The sequence below is a fragment of the Pseudomonas sp. C2B4 genome, assembly GCF_013359695.1.
Classification (GTDB): domain Bacteria; phylum Pseudomonadota; class Gammaproteobacteria; order Pseudomonadales; family Pseudomonadaceae; genus Aquipseudomonas.
The window spans coordinates 20004-38637 of record NZ_JABFMU010000009.1; the positions used below are offsets into that span (position 1 = coordinate 20004).

An 18634-nucleotide genomic window follows, 5' to 3' on the forward strand; every position below is an offset into this window, starting at 1 on the left:
GACTAGACTCCCCCGCATGAAACGCTACCTGCGGTGCTGTCTCATTTTCCTGATTAGCTTGGCGCTTCCCCTCAGCGGGATGGCGGGCATTCAGGCTCCGACAGAACCGTGCCCAATGAAAATGGCGGGCATGGCGATGATGGACGACATGGGCATGGACTGCTGTAACGACATGAAAAGTCCCTCCGAGCACGGCAAACCCTGCAAGCCAGGTCAGGAATGCAAGACCGGCGGCATGCTGCAAATATCGACCATCAAGCCTCCTGTTACCTTATCCAGCCCCGTAGTGCTTTCCCTCTCTAGCGATTTCCTGCCTACACTGACCCCGTCCGGGGTATGGCGACCGCCCCGCGCCTGATTCCTGTACCACACTGAGTTCTCATCCTGCCTTGGCGGGAGGGCATTTCTGCGTGCATGTCTACAAGGCGCGCAGTGGACCATCACAGGAATCGTGAGCATGAACTTCCTACGTTATTGCGCAGGCTGGCCCGTCGTGGCTGCCTTGGCGACAAGCGTACTGGCATTGCCGAGCGTCGCCGCCCCGCTGACCCTCGATGAAGCCTTGCGGTTGGCCGACAACAACGCTCCATCACTGACGGCCCAAGCAGCCAAACTGCAAGCCGCCAGCAGCGCCGCCATTCCCGCCGGCGAGCTACCCGATCCGAAGTTACTGCTGGGCGTACAGAACTATCCCATTGGTGGCCCGGATCGCTGGAGCATTGATCAGGACTTCATGACCATGCAGATGGTTGGGGTCATGCAAGAGGTGCCCAATCGCGACAAACGCCGAGCGCGTATCGAGGTCGCTGAAGCGGCCGTTGATCGAGCCGCAGCTGAAAGTCGCGTTGAACATCTGAAGGTCCGCCAGGCCACGGCACTGGCCTGGATCAGCAGCTATTCCGTCGAGCGTAAAGAGGCGCTGTTCCAGGACTTTTACAAAGAAAATCGTCTGTTGAGCGATACCGTGCGCGCCCAAATCGCCGGCGGTCGGGCCCAGCCTGTTGATGCGGTCACGCCGAAACAAGAGGCAGCGCAACTAGCGGAACAACAGGACGATCTGATCCGCCAGCGGGCGCAGGCCCGAGCGGCCCTCAAGCGCTGGATTGGCGTTGCTGCCAATGACCAGCCCGTAGGCCGTCTGCCCGAATGGCCCGTCGATACCTCAAGCTACGCGCATAAGTTGCAACACCACCCTGAACTGGCAGCGTTTGCACCAATGACCCGCGAGGCCGAAGCCAAGGTGCGTGAAGCCGAGTCGGAAAAGCAGTCCGACTGGAGCTGGGAGCTTGATTACCAGCGACGCGGACGGGAGTTCGGCGACATGGTCAGCGTGCAATTCACCTTCGACCTGCCGCTGTTCCCCGGCTCGCGACAAAACCCCAAGATCGCCGCCAAACACGCCGAGCTGAATCAACTGGAAGCCGAGCGCGAAGCCCTTACACGCGAGCATACCGAGCAACTGGAGGCGGATCTGGCCGACTACGAGCGTCTGAACCGTGCTGTGAGTCGCAGCCAGGACAGCCTGGTCCCCCTGGCCAAGGAAAAGGTCGGACTGAGCATGGCCAGCTACCGTGCCGGGAAAGGCGACATCGCAGCTGTTATCGCGGCCCGGCGTGAACTCATCGCAGCCCGACTCAAACAAATCGACGTCGAAGAGCAGCGAGCGCTGACCAACGCGCGCTTGTATTTCAACTATGGGGACACCAGCCAATGAGCACTCGAATCTGGAAAACGGCTGTGTTGACTGGCTTATCGGTCGCCCTAGGGGTTGCAGGCGGCTACTGGTTCGCTCAGCAGCGTATGAGCGCAACGCCTGGTGCGCTCGCCGAGCAGAGTCCCAAGACGCAAGACGAACGCAAGGTGCTGTATTGGTACGACCCGATGGTCCCGCAGCAGAAGTTCGATAAACCGGGCAAATCGCCCTTTATGGACATGCAGCTTGTACCGCAATACGCGGATGGCGCGACCAGCGGTGCCGCCATCAGCATCGACCCGGGTCTGACACAGAATCTGGGACTGCGCCTGGCGACCGTCACCCGTGGGGCACTTACCTCAAGCCTGGAGGTGACAGGTGTGCTGGCCTTCAACGAGCGGGACGTTGCCGTGATCCAGGCGCGTACCGCCGGTTTTGTCGAGCGGGTTTATGCCCGTGCTGCCGGCGATGTGCTCAAGGCCAATGCACCATTGGCGGATATCCTGGTACCGGAGTGGGCTGCTGCTCAGGAAGAATTCCTCGCACTTAAACGTAATGGCGATGCCGACTTGTTGGTGGCGGCCCGCCAACGGTTGCGCCTCACCGGGATGCCAACGGCACTGATTACCCAAGTGGAACGCAGCGGCAAGACTCAGCCGTACCTGACCCTCACCAGCCCCATTAGTGGTGTGCTGCAAGAGTTGGATGTCCGTACGGGTATGACCGTGGCGGCCGGCGAGACGCTGGCTCGCGTCAATGGCTTGAGTAGTGTCTGGCTGGCAGTGGCGGTTCCAGAGTCGGAAACTGGATCGATCGTTGTCGGGCAAACGGTCGAAGCACGCCTGCCAGCCTTCCCGGGGACTGTACTCAAGGGCACGGTCAGCGCAATCCTGCCCGAGGCCAACCCGGACAGCCGCACCGTTCGCGTACGCGTCGAGCTGCCCAACCCTGACGAGCGTCTCAGACCCGGATTGACGGCGCAGGTGCGCCTGAACCACACGACCGACCAAAGTGCGTTGTGGGTGCCTAGCGAGGCGGTTATTCACACCGGCCGGCGCACGCTTGTGATGCTCGCTGAGGATGCGGGTCGCTACCGTCCGGTAGAGGTGCAACTCGGGCAGGAAAACGGCGGCAAAACGGCAGTACTGCAAGGCCTGCAAGAAGGTCAACAGGTGGTCAGCTCCGGCCAGTTCCTGCTCGACTCCGAGGCCAGCCTCAAGGGCATCGTCGCCAGCACGCTGAAAATTCCAGCACCTACCACCGTAGCCCCGGCCCTTCATGAGTCGGAGGGGCAAGTCCTGCAGATCAATAGCAAAGACGTCACACTCGCCCACGGTCCCTTCAAGACATTGGGTATGCCCGGCATGACCATGACCTTTCCGTTAGCCGACCCTGCGCTCATGCAGGGGCTCAAGTCGGGTGACAAGGTTCGTGTATCAGTCAGCCAAACCAATGATGGTTTGCGCGTTGAGCGCCTGGAAAAACTAGGGGGCCAGCCATGATCGCGGCCCTGATTCGCTGGTCAGTCGCCAACCGCTTTTTGGTACTGCTGGCGACGCTGTTCGTCACGGCCTGGGGCGTTTGGTCGGTGCAGAGCACCCCCATCGATGCGCTGCCGGATCTGTCCGATGTGCAGGTTATCATTCGCACCCCGTATCCAGGCCAGGCACCGCAGATCGTCGAGAATCAGGTGACCTACCCGTTGGCCACCACCATGCTCTCGGTACCGGGAGCGAAAACCGTGCGCGGCTATTCCTTTTTCGGCGACAGCTTCGTGTACGTGCTGTTCGAAAACGGTACCGATATGTATTGGGCCCGCTCGCGAGTACTGGAGTACCTGAGCCAGATCCAAAGTCGCCTGCCCGCAAGTGCCAAACCGGCGTTGGGGCCAGATGCGACGGGGGTGGGCTGGATTTATCAGTACGCCCTGGTGGATCGCACGGGTGGACACGATCTGGCGCAGCTACGCGCGCTGCAGGACTGGTTTCTCAAGTTCGAGCTCAAGACCCTGCCCAATGTTGCGGAAGTGGCCACCGTGGGCGGCATGGTCAAGCAGTATCAGGTGCAGCTCGATCCGCTCAAACTGGCCAGCCAAGGCATCACCCAGGCGCAGGTCACCGAGGCGATTGGCAAGGCCAACCAGGAAACCGGTGGTGCGGTGCTGGAGATGGCGGAGACTGAGTTCATCGTGCGCGCTTCCGGTTACCTGAAGACCCTCAATGACTTTCGTGCAATCCCGCTCAAGCTCGGTGCCGGTGGCGTGCCAGTGACCCTTGGCGATGTGGCCACGATCCAGCTGGGGCCGGAGATGCGTCGTGGCATCACCGAACTCGACGGTGAGGGTGAAACCGTCGGCGGCGTGGTGATTCTGCGCAGCGGCAAGAATGCCAGCGAGACCATCGCAGCAGTCAAAACCAAGCTCGACGAGTTGAAGAAAAGCCTGCCGGCTGGGGTGGAAATCGTCACCACCTACGATCGCAGCAAGCTGATCGACCGCGCCGTGGAAAACCTCAGTCACAAGCTGCTCGAAGAGTTCATCGTCGTCGCCTTGGTCTGCGGGATATTTCTTTGGCATCTGCGCTCATCCCTGGTGGCCATTATCTCGCTGCCGGTCGGGGTACTGATGGCCTTCATCGTCATGCGCTACCAGGGAATTAACGCCAACATCATGTCCCTCGGTGGGATTGCCATCGCCATCGGCGCCATGGTCGATGCCGCGGTGGTGATGATCGAGAACGCTCACAAGAAGATCGAGGCCTGGCACGTGGCCCACCCCGGGGAAGAGCTCAAGGGCGAACATCACTGGCATGTAATGACCGAAGCGGCGGCCGAGGTGGGTCCGGCACTGTTCTTCTGCCTGTTGATCATCACGCTGTCGTTCATCCCGGTGTTCACTTTGGAGGCGCAAGAGGGACGGCTGTTCGGTCCGCTGGCTTTCACCAAGACCTATGCCATGGCCGCGGCGGCCGCGTTGTCGGTGACCCTGGTGCCTGTATTGATGGGTTACTGGATTCGTGGACGGATTCCCAATGAGGAACAGAACCCGCTGAACCGCTGGCTGATCAGGCTCTATCAACCCGCCCTGGACGCGGTGCTGCGTCGACCCAAAGTCACCATGCTGGCCGCACTGCTGGTGTTCCTCAGCGCGCTATGGCCCATGTCCCGATTAGGGGGCGAGTTCCTGCCGCCGCTGGATGAGGGCGACCTGCTCTACATGCCTTCGGCTCTGCCAGGGTTGTCGGCGCAGAAAGCCGCGCAGCTGCTGCAACAGACTGACCGCCTGATCAAGACTGTCCCCGAAGTCGAACATGTCTTCGGCAAGGCTGGCCGCGCCGAAACCGCCACCGACCCGGCGCCACTGGAGATGTTCGAGACCACCATTCAGTTCAAGCCGCGTGAGCAATGGCGACCCGGCCTGACCCAGGAGAAGCTGGTGGAAGAACTGGATCGGGTGGTCCGCGTGCCGGGGTTGACCAATATCTGGATCCCGCCGATTCGCAACCGCATCGACATGCTCGCCACCGGGATCAAGAGCCCGATCGGCGTGAAAATTGCCGGTAGCAACCTGACGGACATCGACGCGGCCACTCAGGCGGTCGAGCGCGTGGCCAAGGACGTGCCTGGGGTCAGTTCGGCCCTGGCCGAACGCCTGACCGGGGGACGCTATATCGACGTCGATATCGACCGCAAAACTGCTGCTCGCTATGGGTTGAATATCGATGACGTGCAGTCCATCGTCGCCGGCGCCATCGGCGGTGAAAATGTCGGGGAAACCATTGAGGGGCTGGCACGCTTCCCGATCAATGTGCGATATCCGCGTGAGTGGCGTGATTCGCTCGGCGCCCTGGAGCAATTACCAATCTACACCCCACTGGGCAGCCAGATCACCTTGGGCACGGTGGCGAAGATCAAGGTCAGCGACGGCCCGCCGATGCTCAAGAGCGAGAACGCGAGGCCTTCCGGCTGGGTGTACATCGATGTACGCGGGCGGGATATAGCCTCGGTGGTCGCCGACCTGCGCCGGGTCGTCAGTGAGCAGGTCAAGTTGCAGCCAGGCATGAGCCTGAGCTACTCGGGGCAGTTCGAATTTCTTGAACGAGCCAATGCACGGCTCAAGCTGGTGGTGCCGGCCACGCTGCTGATCATTTTCATCCTGCTCTACTTGACCTTTGCTCGCTTCGACGAGGCCTTGCTGATCATGGCCACGTTGCCATTCGCTCTCACCGGCGGAGCGTGGTTCCTCTATCTGCTGGGCTTCAACTTGTCGGTGGCCACCGGTGTCGGCTTTATCGCCCTGGCCGGTGTATCAGCTGAATTTGGGGTGATCATGCTGCTCTACCTGAAGAACGCCTGGGCCGAACGTGAAGACCTTGGTGACAGCACCGAGCGCGGGCTGGTCGCCGCGATTCGCGAAGGTGCAGTGCTGCGCGTTCGACCCAAGGCGATGACTGTCGCCGTGATCATCGCCGGCCTATTGCCGATACTCTGGGGTAGTGGCACCGGTAGCGAAGTCATGAGTCGCATCGCCGCGCCGATGGTCGGCGGCATGGTCACTGCTCCCTTGTTATCCCTGTTCGTTATTCCGGCGGCCTACCGTTTGATGCGTCGTCGGCACCTTCCCGTTGTATCCACCAACCCTCAAGGAAAAGTCGTATGAAACTGACCCTGATCGCTGTTGCAAGCACCGTTGTCGCACTGTCTCTTTCCGCCCAGGCAGAGAACATGCCGGGTATGAAGATGGACGCTATGCCCATGGAAGGCATGCAGATGAAGCAGGAGACCAAGCAGGCTCCAGTGGCCAAAGCGGAGGGCACGATCAAGGCCATCGACACCACGAAACATACAGTGACTATCGCCCATGGCGCCGTACCGGCTGTGCAGTGGCCAGCCATGACCATGGCATTCAACGCTACAACCAAACAACTGGCAGGCCTGAAGGCTGGGGATCAAGTAGCGTTTGAGTTTCGTGCCGAGGGCATGGGGGCCACCATCGTGTCGATCAAGACGCTCAAGTAACAATGGCATGGGTGGCTGGTTCGACCTTCGCAAGCTGATACCGGACCAGCTATCCACCATTCATGGCGGACCACACCATAGACGCCCTGTGTTACCAGCTTCCCTTCCAGACCTGTGCGGTAAACCTGCACTCCTCCAGTCACGTCAACTGTGTGGAACAACAAAACGGTAGGAGCCCCCGGAAGCAATGAGCACCATGATTAGCCCCCCAGTGCCCGTAGTGTATGGTGAAGTCACTCATGGCCGGATGAATTCTTAGACTGCTGCAGTGAAATGGCATCTCATGCTTGAAAGCCTAGGGAATCGGGATGGCGACTCTCCAAAAGCGCCACCTCCCAAGGAGCAACAGCCCATATCGCCCGGGGCGGGAAACAGAGACGGCAGACGTGAACCAGACTGCTATTGGGCCTTGCTATCGCCCTTCGGAGGCTCAGTGCCCATGTGTTGGTTCATGTTCTCCATCATGGCATTGCAGTTTTTCATCATCTTGGACATCTCCTGCATGTCCATCATCGGCATATGGTTGCCGTCCATTATGTGCATGTCCTCACCCTTTTCAGTCTCGGAACTGCCTTGGGCGGGGGCTTTGGTCTGTTCGGCAAATCCCGTGGCAACAGCTCCAAGGGCTATGAAGGTAGCAAGGGCGGTGTGGGTAATGGCGTTGCGCATGGCGGCTCTCCTCATCTACTACCTTGGTTTCTGGCAGGTGCCGGCAAGAGACTGCTGATTTGCCAGAAGGTAAGGACAGTGGCAGCTGTAGAGGGGCGTACGTAGGTTACGATTAACCAATGACCGCCCCTTTTATTATTCTGGACCTTGCCGCTGGGGTAAGGTCAAGCGTCGTTGTGCTCATGCCCAGCTCAATAGCAATGAGCCGTTAAGCTGAAGCACCCAACACTGGCTACTTTCTCAGTCGCCTCGGTGTTCAACTTGGTGCGACGCGGTAACCATTTTACCCTCGAGGGCCCTTGTGACAAACCTACTTAATCTGTGACAAAGCTAGATATCTTGCGACAAACCTAACTGTTTAGAGACACCATATCCATCTCTGGGCTCAAGGTTCCAAGCCAAGCGACAAGGCACACTATGATTATTGCCACTGAGAACTCCAGGGCCATACTGCGCCGCAAAGCATTAATGGCACCAGTGTACTCTCCGCTCTGGATCGATCGCGCTAAAAGTGGGCTCAAGTGAAAACGGTTCATCGTGGCTAATACGAGCATCGCTGCAAATAGTAAAATTTTCAAACAAAGCAGCACGCCATAAGTGCTAAACACCACACCATCGAATGTTGGGCCTACAATGAACAGATAATTCACTACGCCGGAGATACCTAGGCTCACTACGATCAATGCACCCGCTGACTCAAAGCCGGTAAGCACTCGAGAGAGAATTCGCACCTCTTGTTCGCCATTCAGTATCTTCGTACGCAGCAATAAAGCGAATGCCGCCAGGGCGCCGAGCCAGCCTCCTGCTGCCAACAGGTGGAAGATGTCGCTGGCGAAATGCATGTAACGCTTATTGCCTTCGTCCATAGCGCCATGCCCAGTCCAAGCGAGGGTGGCTAACGCGACGGCACCGCACAAGGTAACTACCCACAAACTGAGGGTCGGAAAGCGTTTGTTTAGCGTCAAGCTGATACCCGCTAAAACAAGGGCAGCTATGCGGACCATCCACATGAGCCCGACATCGGTCCCCATAAGCACCATTTCGAAGATATGGCGCTGAAGCTCCATAAATTCGGAAACACCACTCATTGCCTTGGCAAGTAACAACATGGCCGCGAGTGACAGAAGTACGCCAACAACGACTGTGCCGAAAACTAGCGACTCAAAGTTCAAGACGGCGCCGGATATTCGCTCTTTTCCCCTGAGGCTGTACAAACCAAAAATGGCCAATCCGAACAACAGCATGAGGTCCATGTAAAGAACGAAGCGAACGGCGATATTGATTGAGTCGCTCATGGATCATTTCACTTTAAAAACAAGGTTGCCTGTTACTGGGTGAGTGTCTGAAGAGACTGCCCGCCATTCAACCTTGTAGGTACCAGTGGTGAGTGGAGCGGAGGGAGTGATGACCATCGTTTTCGGATCGTCGCTGCCGGAGACACCCGCTTTAACAGCCATTGGAGAGTTTGGCATGCCCGGCATGTCGGTCATGATCAACTTCGCACCGGAGAACTGGGTCGCGAGGTTTTCCGAGAAATGCAGTTCAATTTTGGAAGGTGCTGCGGAGGTCGAACCTTCCGAAGGGGTAGCGGACACGAGCTTTGGATGTGCTTGGGCCATAGCGCTCAATAGCAAACCAGCGGTAAGTGCAGCAGCTACGGTAGTAGTTTTAAAGAAAGACATGCAGGGCTCCTCACAGCAGAAGCTGTTGGTTTGAGGTTTGGTGGGGAAGTTCTAGTTTTTATTTCTCGATGCTGGTTAAAACCACTGGCAAATACCAAGCGAATACCGCGTCCTGATATGCACTGAACCCAGGTAATGGATCAAGGTAACCACGTCATTGAGCCAGGACACGATGCCACATGACCGCCGACGGTTCGATTACAATTCAGTAAGCTTCGCGGCTGCTCTCTGGTCCAACGCTGAGGGCAGGCAATGCGGTTTTTCACGTGCACGATCAGGGTTTCGTTGACTTTCTGACGGAGCTCTCAGCCCCTAGACGGCTCACTCCTTCTAGGAGAAGCAAGGGGGGGCAATCTTTGTTCCAATGAGGCGTTTTGCTTACCTGTGGTGAGTGCCTATGTCCTCTACCTATGCGTTTCCGGATTTACGCATGTTCCAGTCCGGAGCTAGGGAGCTCCATATGAAACGAGGTTTCCCCATTGAATGAAGTGCACCAGATCCTGCCTTCATGAGCTTCGATAATGGACCGGGTTATGGCTAATCCCAGCCCTGCGTTACTTGGACTTCCTTCGCGCCGTGCGGGGTCAGCGCGATAGAATCGATCGAAGAGCTTTTCAAGGTGCTCGGGGGCAATGGTCTCCCCTGGGTTTTCCACCGTCACGATTGCTTTCTTCAGATCCTGGCGGATATCCACGCTGATGGTTTGTCCCTCCGGGGTATAGCGCAGGGCATTCGAAAGCAGGTTCGAGATGGCTCTGTGCAGCATCAGCACATCGCCTCGGACACTGCCTCGGCCTGAAACCGTGAGGCTGATACCGCGCTCGTCGGCTAGCAGGCGGTAGTACTCCAGCAACTTTTCCACTACCTCCAATAGGTCTATTGGTTTGTCCTCATGCGTCATCAGACCATTGTCAGATTTCGCCAGAAAAAGCATGTCATCGATCATTCGCGCCATACGCTTCAAGTCATCGAGATTTGAGTACAGATTGTCTTCATAGTCCTCGATGTCCCGTTTTCTGGAGAGGACCACTTCCGTATGAGTCATCAGATTGCTGACCGGTGTACGCAGTTCGTGAGCAATGTCCGCAGAAAAATTTGATAGCCGGACAAAAGCATCATCCAGTCGGGACAACATCGCGTTGAACGAAGAGACCAATTGTTGAAGCTCTTTGGGAACGGGCGCTAATGGAATGCGCTCTTTGAGTGATTTAGCCGACATCGAAGCCGCGACCCTGGTCACCTGATGAATTGGACGCATACCACTGCTTGCAACCATCCATCCCAACCCCGCACTGACGAGCGCACTGATTACCAAGCCTATCCAGAACCAGCGCTGAAGCGTCGTGAAGAAGGACATATGCTGAGTGACATCAAAGATCAAGATGACCGTAAATGGCTTCTCCTGGCCTGTAACCATCGCTTCCGCCGTCATCCCGCGGAACATTTGCTCCTGTTCCTGCCACTCCCACACATTGCTGTTTGACGTCGTGCGAAACTGTTGTGGAACGTTGATTGGTCTTGGATCAGCGAAAAGCAGCGTTCCTTCACTGTCCAGGATGATGGCTGTCAAATCACGGTGGGCCCCGAGCAAAGCCTGTAACTCGGGCTTTATCTCGTTGAATTGATCGACGCTGGTCAGATCTCCCAGGATTCGCTGAGTGGATTCGAGCTTTTCGGTCAGGGCCTGCTGATCCAGCATTTTGAAATGATGCTGGCTGAGGTGGTTGAAGCTGAGCCCGGCGACAGTGAGGACGGCCGTCACCGCAAGCATGAACATCAGGCTCATGCGCGTCGTTAGGGATAGACGGTTCATTCCGAGTCTGAATCCGGTGAGTCGATCATATAGCCCATACCACGTGCGGTGTGGATCAGCTTGACTTCAAAGTCGTCATCAATCTTCGCCCTGAGCCTTCTAACCGCGACCTCGATCACGTTGGTATCGCTGTCGAAGTTCATGTCCCAGACTTGCGAGGCGATGAGCGATTTTGGCAGCACTTCGCCCCGGCGGCGGAGCAGCAACTCCAATAGCGCAAATTCCTTGGCCGTAAGGTCTATGCGTTTACCTCCTCGAATGGCCCTGCGCTTGAGCAGGTCGACTTCAAGATCAGCCAGTTTCATGCTGGGTAGAGCGGGAGCACTATTGCCGCGACGCAACAGCGTTCTGACCCGAGCCAGCAATTCAGAAAATGCGAAGGGTTTGATCAGGTAATCATCAGCGCCGGCTTCAAGTCCCTTGACCCGATCTTCAACGCGGTCGCGGGCGGTCAGGAAAAGCACGGGGACATCTTTGCCGGAGGCGCGGACCTTCCGGAGTACTTCCCACCCGTCCATACCCGGCATCATGACGTCCAGAATCAGCAGGTCATACGCTTCGCTCAAGGCATGTTGAAGAGCCTCGGTACCATTGGTATAGCGATCCACGTTGAAGCCCGCCTCAGTGAGGCCTTGCTGCAAATAGATACCTATCTTTGGCTCGTCTTCCGCAACCAAAAGTCTCATGGGGGTGGCTCTCAAGTGATGATAGGTGTGAGTTTGCAACGAATCCGTCCAGCCAACCAGCAACTGACAGAAATGTAATATTGGGCTCAGGTAGATGTCAGCGAGCGTTGTCTAGGGTTCGAGCATGAGCACTTTGAAGTGTTCATCCGCCTCTCCAGTGAGCAAGGTCCTGTCGAGCCGGACAACATTCCTACGAAGGAGCGACCCAATGAACTACCTCAAAACCTTGTTTTTGGCTGGCTCAATTCTGCTCTCGGCCTCGGTCTGGGCTGAAGGGGGTGGAGACCGAGTGATCGACCGCATAAGCACTATGCGAGACAAAGCCGAAGCCGTCCTGGTTCAGGCGGAAAAAGCCCCTGCTGGAAAGCGTGATGCGCACATGGCAGAGCACATAAAAATGCTCGGAGAAATTTTGGGCCAGCTGCATCAGGACCACCCCGATGCAGCAATGACACCCGTGCAGCACCTCGCCTGGATGGAAAAGCACGACAAAGTCGTTGATGACGTTTTGAACCAAATGCAACGTGAACACAAACTCATGGTTTCAGAAAGTCAGTAATAGCGGCTCTATCTTGAAGCTTTACGCATTCAATCTAGATGAAATGGCGTTGTTTAGGCCCCGTACTTTATTTCAGAAAACTGACAGAAATGTAGTGTTCAGGTCAGTTAGCTGGCAGCTCCGTTTCCTTAACATAGCCAGCGCCTACTCATTCTCGTTCTTGAGGTCGTTATGAAAGCTAAATTTGCCACACCGCTGATTGCTGTAATGGTTCTGCTCCTGGGAACTTCAGCCATGGCCAGCGTGGGCCATGGAAAAGATGACACTGGCCAACTGGGAGCGGCCGCCGACGTGAATCGCACCATTGAAGTGAGGATGGGCGACATCTTCTTCGAACCCCAAAACATCAGTGTCAAACCAGAAGAGACGGTTCGATTTGTCCTGCGCAATGAGGGCTCGCTGCTGCATGAGTTCAACATTGGTAAAGCTGCTGCCCATGCCGCCCACCAAAAAGAAATGGCAACCATGTTTCAAAACGGCACCCTTACTCCCAGTGGGCACGGGCAAGCAATGGCCGACATGGAGCACGGCAGCGGGGGTATGAAAATGGTTGGTATGGAACACAACGACCCGAACAGCGTTCTGATCGAGCCAGGCGCAACCAAAGAACTCATTTGGACCTTTTACAAAAGCACCAGTTTGGAGTTCGCCTGCAACGTTCCGGGGCACTACCAGTCGGGAATGGTTGGTCAGTTTGAGGTGAAGTAACAGAGACTTGATCAGTATCAAAGCCTTCAAACGAGCCTTGACTACTCTCAGTTGCAGACGTCGCAGCAACGTTGTCCGGACAATGGAGACCGCACCATGCCTAACCATTCACATGTGTCTGAAAAAGTTCGTTCACCATTTTGGAGAAGTAAGGCCGGCGTGATACTGATTATGCTGGTTGCAATCGGTGCGTTCTACCTGGTTCGGGAACACTTCGGCCATGTTTCGCCGTACCTGCCGTATCTGATTTTGTTGGTCTGTCCTGTGATGCATTTTTTTGGGCACGGCCATGGCGGTCACAGCCGACATGGTCATCCGACAGAGACTCACAAAGATGAGAACGGGAGCTAGTCATGCCCGACGCGACCAGTCATCACGACCATCATCATTCTCACTCTGTAAAATCCCAGAATGGAGGTTTGCGCGACCCGGTGTGCGGCATGGCCGTTACCCCACCGAGTCAGTTCAACGAGCCTTATGAGGGACAGACGTATCAGTTTTGCAGCCTAAAGTGCCGAGAGAAGTTTCGAGCTGAGCCTGGCCGTTATGCAGGTAATTCGTCGAATGCCAAACCTGCTAGCGATCCGAAGCCGGTAAATGAGTCACTGATGGACGCAGAATTCACCTGCCCGATGCATCCGGAGATACGCCAGTCCGGGCCCGGTACCTGCCCAAAGTGCGGCATGGCATTGGAACCGGTCATGCCTGGTCTTGAGGAGGAAGAGAACCCCGAACTCAAGGACTTCACTCGCCGCTTTTGGTGGTCGTTGCCACTCACCCTGATCGTCACCGTACTCGCCATGGCGGGCCACTCGCTGCAACTGGTCCATGGGCCGACACAGAATTGGATCGAGCTCATCCTAGCCACCCCGGTGACCCTATGGGCGGGCTGGCCCTTTTTTGTGAGGGGCATCGACTCTATTCGTCATCGCAGTCCAAACATGTGGACCTTGATTGGCCTAGGCACAGCGGCGGCCTATCTGTACAGCGTCACAGCCACACTATTCCCCCAGAGTTTTCCCGCTACCTTCATGCAAGACGGTCGCATCGGGGTCTACTTCGAAGCCGCAGCGGTGATCATTTCACTGACGTTGCTGGGCCAGGTGCTTGAGCTCAAAGCGCGATCACAAACCTCTGCCGCGATTAAGTCCCTTCTGGGGCTATCACCCAAGACGGCACGCAGGCTCAACGCCGACGGCCGAGAGGAAGATATTCCCCTGACACATGTGCACAAGGGGGATCACCTGCGGGTAAGGCCGGGGGAAAAGGTTCCCGTTGATGGCTCCGTCCTGGAGGGTGAAAGCGCGGTCGACGAGTCGATGCTAACGGGTGAACCCGTGCCGGTGATGAAGAGGATCGGAGATAGCCTGATCGGGGCTACGCTCAATACCCATGGCAGCCTGGTGATGGAAGCGCAGAAGGTGGGTGCTGAGACCGTGTTGTCGCAGATCGTACAGATGGTTGCCCGTGCCCAGCGCTCCAAAGCGCCCATGCAACGCATGGCCGATGCCATCGCCGGCTATTTCGTGATGGGCGTCATCACCGTGGCCATCCTGACTCTTGTGGGGTGGGGGCTCTTCGGTCCTGAACCCAGTTGGGTCTTCGGTCTGATCAATGCGGTCGCCGTGCTGATCATTGCCTGCCCCTGTGCGTTGGGGTTGGCAACGCCGATGTCGATCATGGTTGCCACAGGTAAAGCGGCCAGCATGGGTGTGCTGTTCAGAGATGCCAGCGCGATCGAGAACCTTTGCAAAATCGACACGCTGATCGTTGATAAAACAGGAACCCTGACGGAGGGACGCCCGGAATTTCACAGCGTGGAGGCCACACAGAAGTTCACCGCCAATGAAGTCCTTCAACTGGCCGCCAGCCTCGATCAGGGCAGTGAGCATCCCCTGGCTCACGCAATCGTTGATCACGCCCGAGCTGAAAACCTTGTACTGACCAAGCCTGAATCGTTCGAGTCCGGATCTGGGATTGGCGTCAGCGGAATGGTGAGCGGTAAGAGAGTCCAACTGGGTAACACGGCCTTGATGGCAGATGCCGGTGTGGATATCAGCCCCCTGAGAAACTGTGCAGAGCAGTTACGGCTTGAGGGAATCAGCATCATCTACGTTGCTATCGACGGATTATTGGCAGGGTTGCTGGCAGTGTCAGACCCAATCAAACCAACCTCCAAAGAGGCTGTCACCACGCTCAAGGCCGACGATGTGAAAATCATCATGGCTACTGGTGATGGTCTTACTACGGCCCGTGCAGTAGCCAAAGAGATGGGCATCGAGGAGGTGCACGGTGAAGTAAAACCTCAGGACAAAGAGCGTCTAGTCGCAGACCTTCAGCAATACGGTCGCCGGGTTGCCATGGCTGGCGACGGTATCAATGATGCGCCGGCTCTGGCACGAGCAGATGTGGGTATCGCAATGGGGACGGGGACAGATGTCGCGATGAACAGCGCACAGCTTACCTTGGTAAAAGGCGACTTGATGGGGATTCTTCGGGCGAGAGCCCTTTCTGTCGCGACAGTAAAAAACATGCGGCAGAATTTGGCTTTCGCGTTTCTCTACAACTCAATGGGCATTCCGCTCGCCGCAGGCCTTCTTTACCCAATGACTGGACATCTGTTATCACCGATAGTCGCGGCCATCGCCATGAGTGTGAGCTCTGCATCCGTCGTCCTCAATGCATTGAGGCTGAGGAACATACATATAAAGTGAAGTCACGGCACAGCTGAAGGTGCCGCGCAGACAAAGGTCAAATTCCAGCGGACCAGCGTCGATCTTGCTGTTGAACGTAACCCTTCCCAATAGGGCTACTTTCAACATGCCAGGTCGGATATTCAACAATCTAAAACCCCGGGGCCAAGTCATGATCTCCAGACGATTGACTAGACTGACGTGAGCAGTTCGTTGACGACGAACGGAGGGAGTCATGCTTGATTACTTCGCTTTAGGCCTCTTAATTTTTGTCGGGTTAGTCTTGTTTTACGGAATCCTCGTGCTGCATGACATCCCCTATAACATCGCCGTGAGCCGCAATCACCCTCATCAGGACGCGATCCATGTGACCGGTTGGGTCAGCATGTTCACCCTGCATGCGATCTGGCCGTTCCTGTGGATCTGGGCAATGTTGTACAAGGAAGATCGAGGGTGGGGCTTCAGCGATGGAAAGTCGCCGCAAAGCCATGTCGTTCACCTAGAGCACCAGGTGGCCGAATTGCAACAGCGCATCGAGCGGCTGGAAGATGCAGCGGCGTCGCCACCAGCATCAGCGATGACTAACTCAGGTGAGGGCAGCTGAACTCTACCCACTCGCCGCAGGCCTCCTGTACCCACAGACCGGACATCTTTGATCACCGATGAGGTCAACTTTAGGGTGCTCACGCTGCTCATTTTCTTGCACATCCGGAGCTCATTTCAGATAGGAGCGCAGGGTCGAAATGGATTCCCCTGTCGTCGAAGAGGTCCGGGACGTCATTCCCGCCAGCCCGATCTGCGTGCACATCAGCGACCTTCATGTGGGGCGCGTAGGTAAAGGGAAATATGCCTACATCCTGAGTTTGACGACGGACCAAAATGCACCGCCCGCTTACTTCAAGGATCTCTTTTCAGTGCATGAGGAGTTGGTTCGCATCACCGTTGAACTTAGCCCTTCCCAATAAGCCTGCTTCAACAGTTCAAGTCGGATATTCAGCACACTTCCACGGATTAGCGAGCACGACTCCCAGCAGGGGGAATTTGTGCGACCAATTATTAGCCGAGCATGAACTGAAGCATCAAAGCGCTATCGTTTTTGAGCAATTGGGAGCGGCCTGCTCTCGTTTGTTCTTTCAAAATATCGTCAGAAAATCAAAACCTTACAGAACTGTAATTTTCACCTAAGGTTCCTGACAGGGGGAGAGTCTTAAAGTTACATCGAGCTTTGAGCTCACTCCCCCCGCGAATCATCTCTTGATGTGGGTTCAACGGGTTAAGCAAATTTTATTCGAGGATACCCCCAATGAAATCCATGAAAGCACTGTTGATCATTGCCGCTTTGACCGTCTCCTCTCTGGCTATGGCCTCAGGCGGTGGTGACCGGACATTCGCTCGTATGGAAGCAGCAAAGAAGAACGCAATGGAAGCGTACCAAGCTACCCAAAAGCGAGCCGATCAAGCACCTGTAGCTCAGAGCAACGTCAAGGCTGTCAACCAAGCCAAATACTGAGCGAATTGATGCGATCCCAAGCTGACAGAAATGTAATCACTTCGGTGGTTAAAGTGTGGCAATTTCAGCGCTCGCCTGCCGTATGAATTTTGTCATTTGCGGCGGCGGGCAAGGCTCATCTGGATTCGCGACGAACTCCTGAGAGCACGCCCCTAACCGATAAGCACAACGCTCAGTGTGTTTCGCACGGTTTCCCTTTTGACTGATTGGATATAAACGGCATGCATTCCAAAACCTCTAGGCGGACCTTCGTCAAAGGCCTGGCCGCTGGTGGCATTCTCGGCGGTCTTGGTCTGTGGCGCACTCCTGTATGGGCCGTAACCAGCCCGGGTCTGCCGAGTGTTCTCACCGGTAACGAATTTGACCTGTTCATTGGCGAAACCCCCGTGAACATCACCGGTTCGCCGCGTACCGCCATGACCATCAATGGCACTTTGCCGGGGCCTCTGCTGCGGTGGCGTGAAGGGGATACAGTCACACTGCGGGTGAAGAACCGCCTGGATCAGGACACCTCCATCCATTGGCACGGGATCATCCTGCCGGCCAATATGGATGGCGTGCCGGGCTTGAGCTTTCACGGCATCGCGCCCGATGGCATGTATGAGTACAAATTTAAGGTGCATCAGAACGGCACCTACTGGTATCACAGTCACTCGGGCATGCAGGAACAGGTCGGTGTCTATGGGCCGATCGTGATCGATGCCAAAGAGCCTGAGCCTTTCCAATACGACCGCGATTACGTGGTGATGTTGTCTGACTGGACCGATGAAGATCCCGGCCGAGTCATGGCCAAGCTCAAGAAGCAGTCGGACTACTACAACCACCACAAACGGACCGTAGGCGACTTCATCGACGATGTGAGCCAGAAGGGTTGGTCCGCTGCAGTGGCGGATCGGAAAATGTGGGCCGAAATGAAAATGAACCCCACCGATCTCGCCGACGTCAGTGGGGATACCTACACCTATCTCATGAACGGCCAGGCCCCTAATGGCAATTGGACCGGGATTTTCAAACCGGGGGAAAAACTTCGCCTGCGCTTCATTAACGGCTCAGCCATGAGCTACTTCGACGTCCGTATTCCAGGCTTGAAAATGACCGTCGTGGCGGCCGACGGCCAGCACGTCAAACCGGTCAGCGTCGATGAGTTTCGCATTGCCGTGGCGGAAACCTATGACGTGATCGTCGAACCTGCCAGCGCAGAGGCTTACACCATTTTCGCCCAGTCCATGGATCGCACCGGCTATGCCCGCGGCACCTTGGCCCTGCGTGAGGGGCTGAGCGCACCAGTACCGGCAACTGATCCGCGCCCGCTTTTGACCATGGATGACATGGGGATGGGGGGGATGGACCATGGCAGCATGGCCGGTATGGACCACAGCGCCATGAAGCAAGGTGACATGTCCGGTATGGCCGGCATGGATCACAGCAAGATGGCCAGCATGGACCAAGGTGACATGTCTGGCATGGCCAGTATGGATCACAGCAAGATGACTGGCATGGACCAGGCCGGGATGGCCGGGATGGCCGGCATGGACCACAGCAAGATGGCCGGTATGGACCAGGGCGGTATGTCCGGCATGGCCGGCATGGACCACAGCAAGATGG

General features: G+C 56.5%; 18 protein-coding genes. 13 read left to right on the plus strand and 5 right to left on the minus strand.

Annotated elements, in window-relative coordinates; translation table 11 throughout:
• Window positions 1-16 precede the first annotated feature (16 nt).
• From HNQ83_RS09215 to HNQ83_RS09235, 5 genes are all read left to right on the plus strand, one after another.
• Window positions 17-358, plus strand: a complete 342-nt coding sequence (locus HNQ83_RS09215) for a hypothetical protein (protein ID WP_175388662.1) — start codon at window positions 17-19, stop codon at window positions 356-358.
• Between the two features lie 99 nt (window positions 359-457).
• A complete protein-coding gene (locus tag HNQ83_RS09220) occupies window positions 458-1714 on the plus strand; it encodes a TolC family protein (RefSeq protein WP_175388663.1) in 1257 nt (418 codons plus the stop codon).
• On the plus strand, window positions 1711-3195 hold the full coding sequence (locus HNQ83_RS09225; RefSeq protein WP_175388664.1) for an efflux RND transporter periplasmic adaptor subunit: 1485 nt from the start codon (window positions 1711-1713) through the stop codon (window positions 3193-3195). Before HNQ83_RS09220 ends, HNQ83_RS09225 begins: the two co-directional genes overlap by 4 nt.
• On the plus strand, window positions 3192-6350 hold the full coding sequence (locus HNQ83_RS09230; RefSeq protein ID WP_175388665.1) for an efflux RND transporter permease subunit: 3159 nt from the start codon (window positions 3192-3194) through the stop codon (window positions 6348-6350). The genes HNQ83_RS09225 and HNQ83_RS09230 overlap by 4 nt, the downstream gene beginning before the upstream one ends.
• Window positions 6347-6709, plus strand: a complete 363-nt coding sequence (locus HNQ83_RS09235) for a copper-binding protein (protein ID WP_175388666.1) — start codon at window positions 6347-6349, stop codon at window positions 6707-6709. The genes HNQ83_RS09230 and HNQ83_RS09235 overlap by 4 nt, the downstream gene beginning before the upstream one ends.
• A 399-nt stretch (window positions 6710-7108) precedes the next feature.
• On the opposite strand, the gene HNQ83_RS09240 is transcribed toward HNQ83_RS09235, so the two are convergent.
• The 5 genes from HNQ83_RS09240 to HNQ83_RS09260 all read right to left on the minus strand — a co-directional run bounded on the left by HNQ83_RS09240 (window position 7109) and on the right by HNQ83_RS09260 (window position 11559).
• The gene (locus tag HNQ83_RS09240) at window positions 7109-7378 is read right to left on the minus strand and encodes a hypothetical protein (protein ID WP_175388667.1); all 270 of its coding nucleotides are present in this window, start codon (window positions 7376-7378) and stop codon (window positions 7109-7111) included.
• A gap of 350 nt (window positions 7379-7728) precedes the next feature.
• A complete protein-coding gene (copD, locus tag HNQ83_RS09245) occupies window positions 7729-8673 on the minus strand; it encodes a copper homeostasis membrane protein CopD (protein ID WP_175388668.1) in 945 nt (314 codons plus the stop codon).
• Between the two features lie 3 nt (window positions 8674-8676).
• A complete protein-coding gene (copC, locus tag HNQ83_RS09250) occupies window positions 8677-9060 on the minus strand; it encodes a copper homeostasis periplasmic binding protein CopC (RefSeq protein WP_108231543.1) in 384 nt (127 codons plus the stop codon).
• A gap of 424 nt (window positions 9061-9484) precedes the next feature.
• Window positions 9485-10873 carry a heavy metal sensor histidine kinase gene (locus tag HNQ83_RS09255; RefSeq protein ID WP_175388669.1) on the minus strand — a complete coding sequence of 463 codons (1389 nt, stop codon included), beginning with the start codon at window positions 10871-10873 and terminating at the stop codon, window positions 9485-9487.
• Window positions 10870-11559 (minus strand): heavy metal response regulator transcription factor, encoded by a 690-nt coding sequence (locus HNQ83_RS09260; protein WP_175388670.1) that lies wholly within the window; start codon window positions 11557-11559, stop codon window positions 10870-10872. The genes HNQ83_RS09255 and HNQ83_RS09260 overlap by 4 nt, the downstream gene beginning before the upstream one ends.
• A 208-nt stretch (window positions 11560-11767) precedes the next feature.
• Between HNQ83_RS09260 and HNQ83_RS09265 the strand changes: the two genes are divergently transcribed.
• The 8 genes from HNQ83_RS09265 to HNQ83_RS09300 form a co-directional block, all read left to right on the plus strand.
• Window positions 11768-12118 (plus strand): co-regulatory protein PtrA N-terminal domain-containing protein, encoded by a 351-nt coding sequence (locus HNQ83_RS09265; RefSeq protein ID WP_175388671.1) that lies wholly within the window; start codon window positions 11768-11770, stop codon window positions 12116-12118.
• A 171-nt stretch (window positions 12119-12289) separates the two neighbouring features.
• Window positions 12290-12826 (plus strand): plastocyanin/azurin family copper-binding protein, encoded by a 537-nt coding sequence (locus HNQ83_RS09270; RefSeq protein WP_175388672.1) that lies wholly within the window; start codon window positions 12290-12292, stop codon window positions 12824-12826.
• 171 nt (window positions 12827-12997) lie between these two features.
• Window positions 12998-13177, plus strand: a complete 180-nt coding sequence (locus tag HNQ83_RS09275) for a DUF2933 domain-containing protein (RefSeq protein WP_372241888.1) — start codon at window positions 12998-13000, stop codon at window positions 13175-13177.
• 2 nt (window positions 13178-13179) lie between these two features.
• A complete protein-coding gene (locus tag HNQ83_RS09280) occupies window positions 13180-15540 on the plus strand; it encodes a heavy metal translocating P-type ATPase (RefSeq protein WP_175388674.1) in 2361 nt (786 codons plus the stop codon).
• A 214-nt stretch (window positions 15541-15754) separates the two neighbouring features.
• On the plus strand, window positions 15755-16123 hold the full coding sequence (locus tag HNQ83_RS09285) for a DUF3302 domain-containing protein (RefSeq protein WP_175388675.1): 369 nt from the start codon (window positions 15755-15757) through the stop codon (window positions 16121-16123).
• A 139-nt stretch (window positions 16124-16262) separates the two neighbouring features.
• The gene (locus HNQ83_RS09290) at window positions 16263-16484 is read left to right on the plus strand and encodes a hypothetical protein (RefSeq protein WP_175388676.1); all 222 of its coding nucleotides are present in this window, start codon (window positions 16263-16265) and stop codon (window positions 16482-16484) included.
• Window positions 16485-16822: 338 nt separating this feature from the next.
• A complete protein-coding gene (locus HNQ83_RS09295) occupies window positions 16823-17029 on the plus strand; it encodes a co-regulatory protein PtrA N-terminal domain-containing protein (RefSeq protein ID WP_175388677.1) in 207 nt (68 codons plus the stop codon).
• Window positions 17030-17250: 221 nt separating this feature from the next.
• Window positions 17251-18634: copper resistance system multicopper oxidase (locus tag HNQ83_RS09300; RefSeq protein ID WP_175388678.1), on the plus strand; the 1384-nt coding region annotated here is incomplete at its 3' end.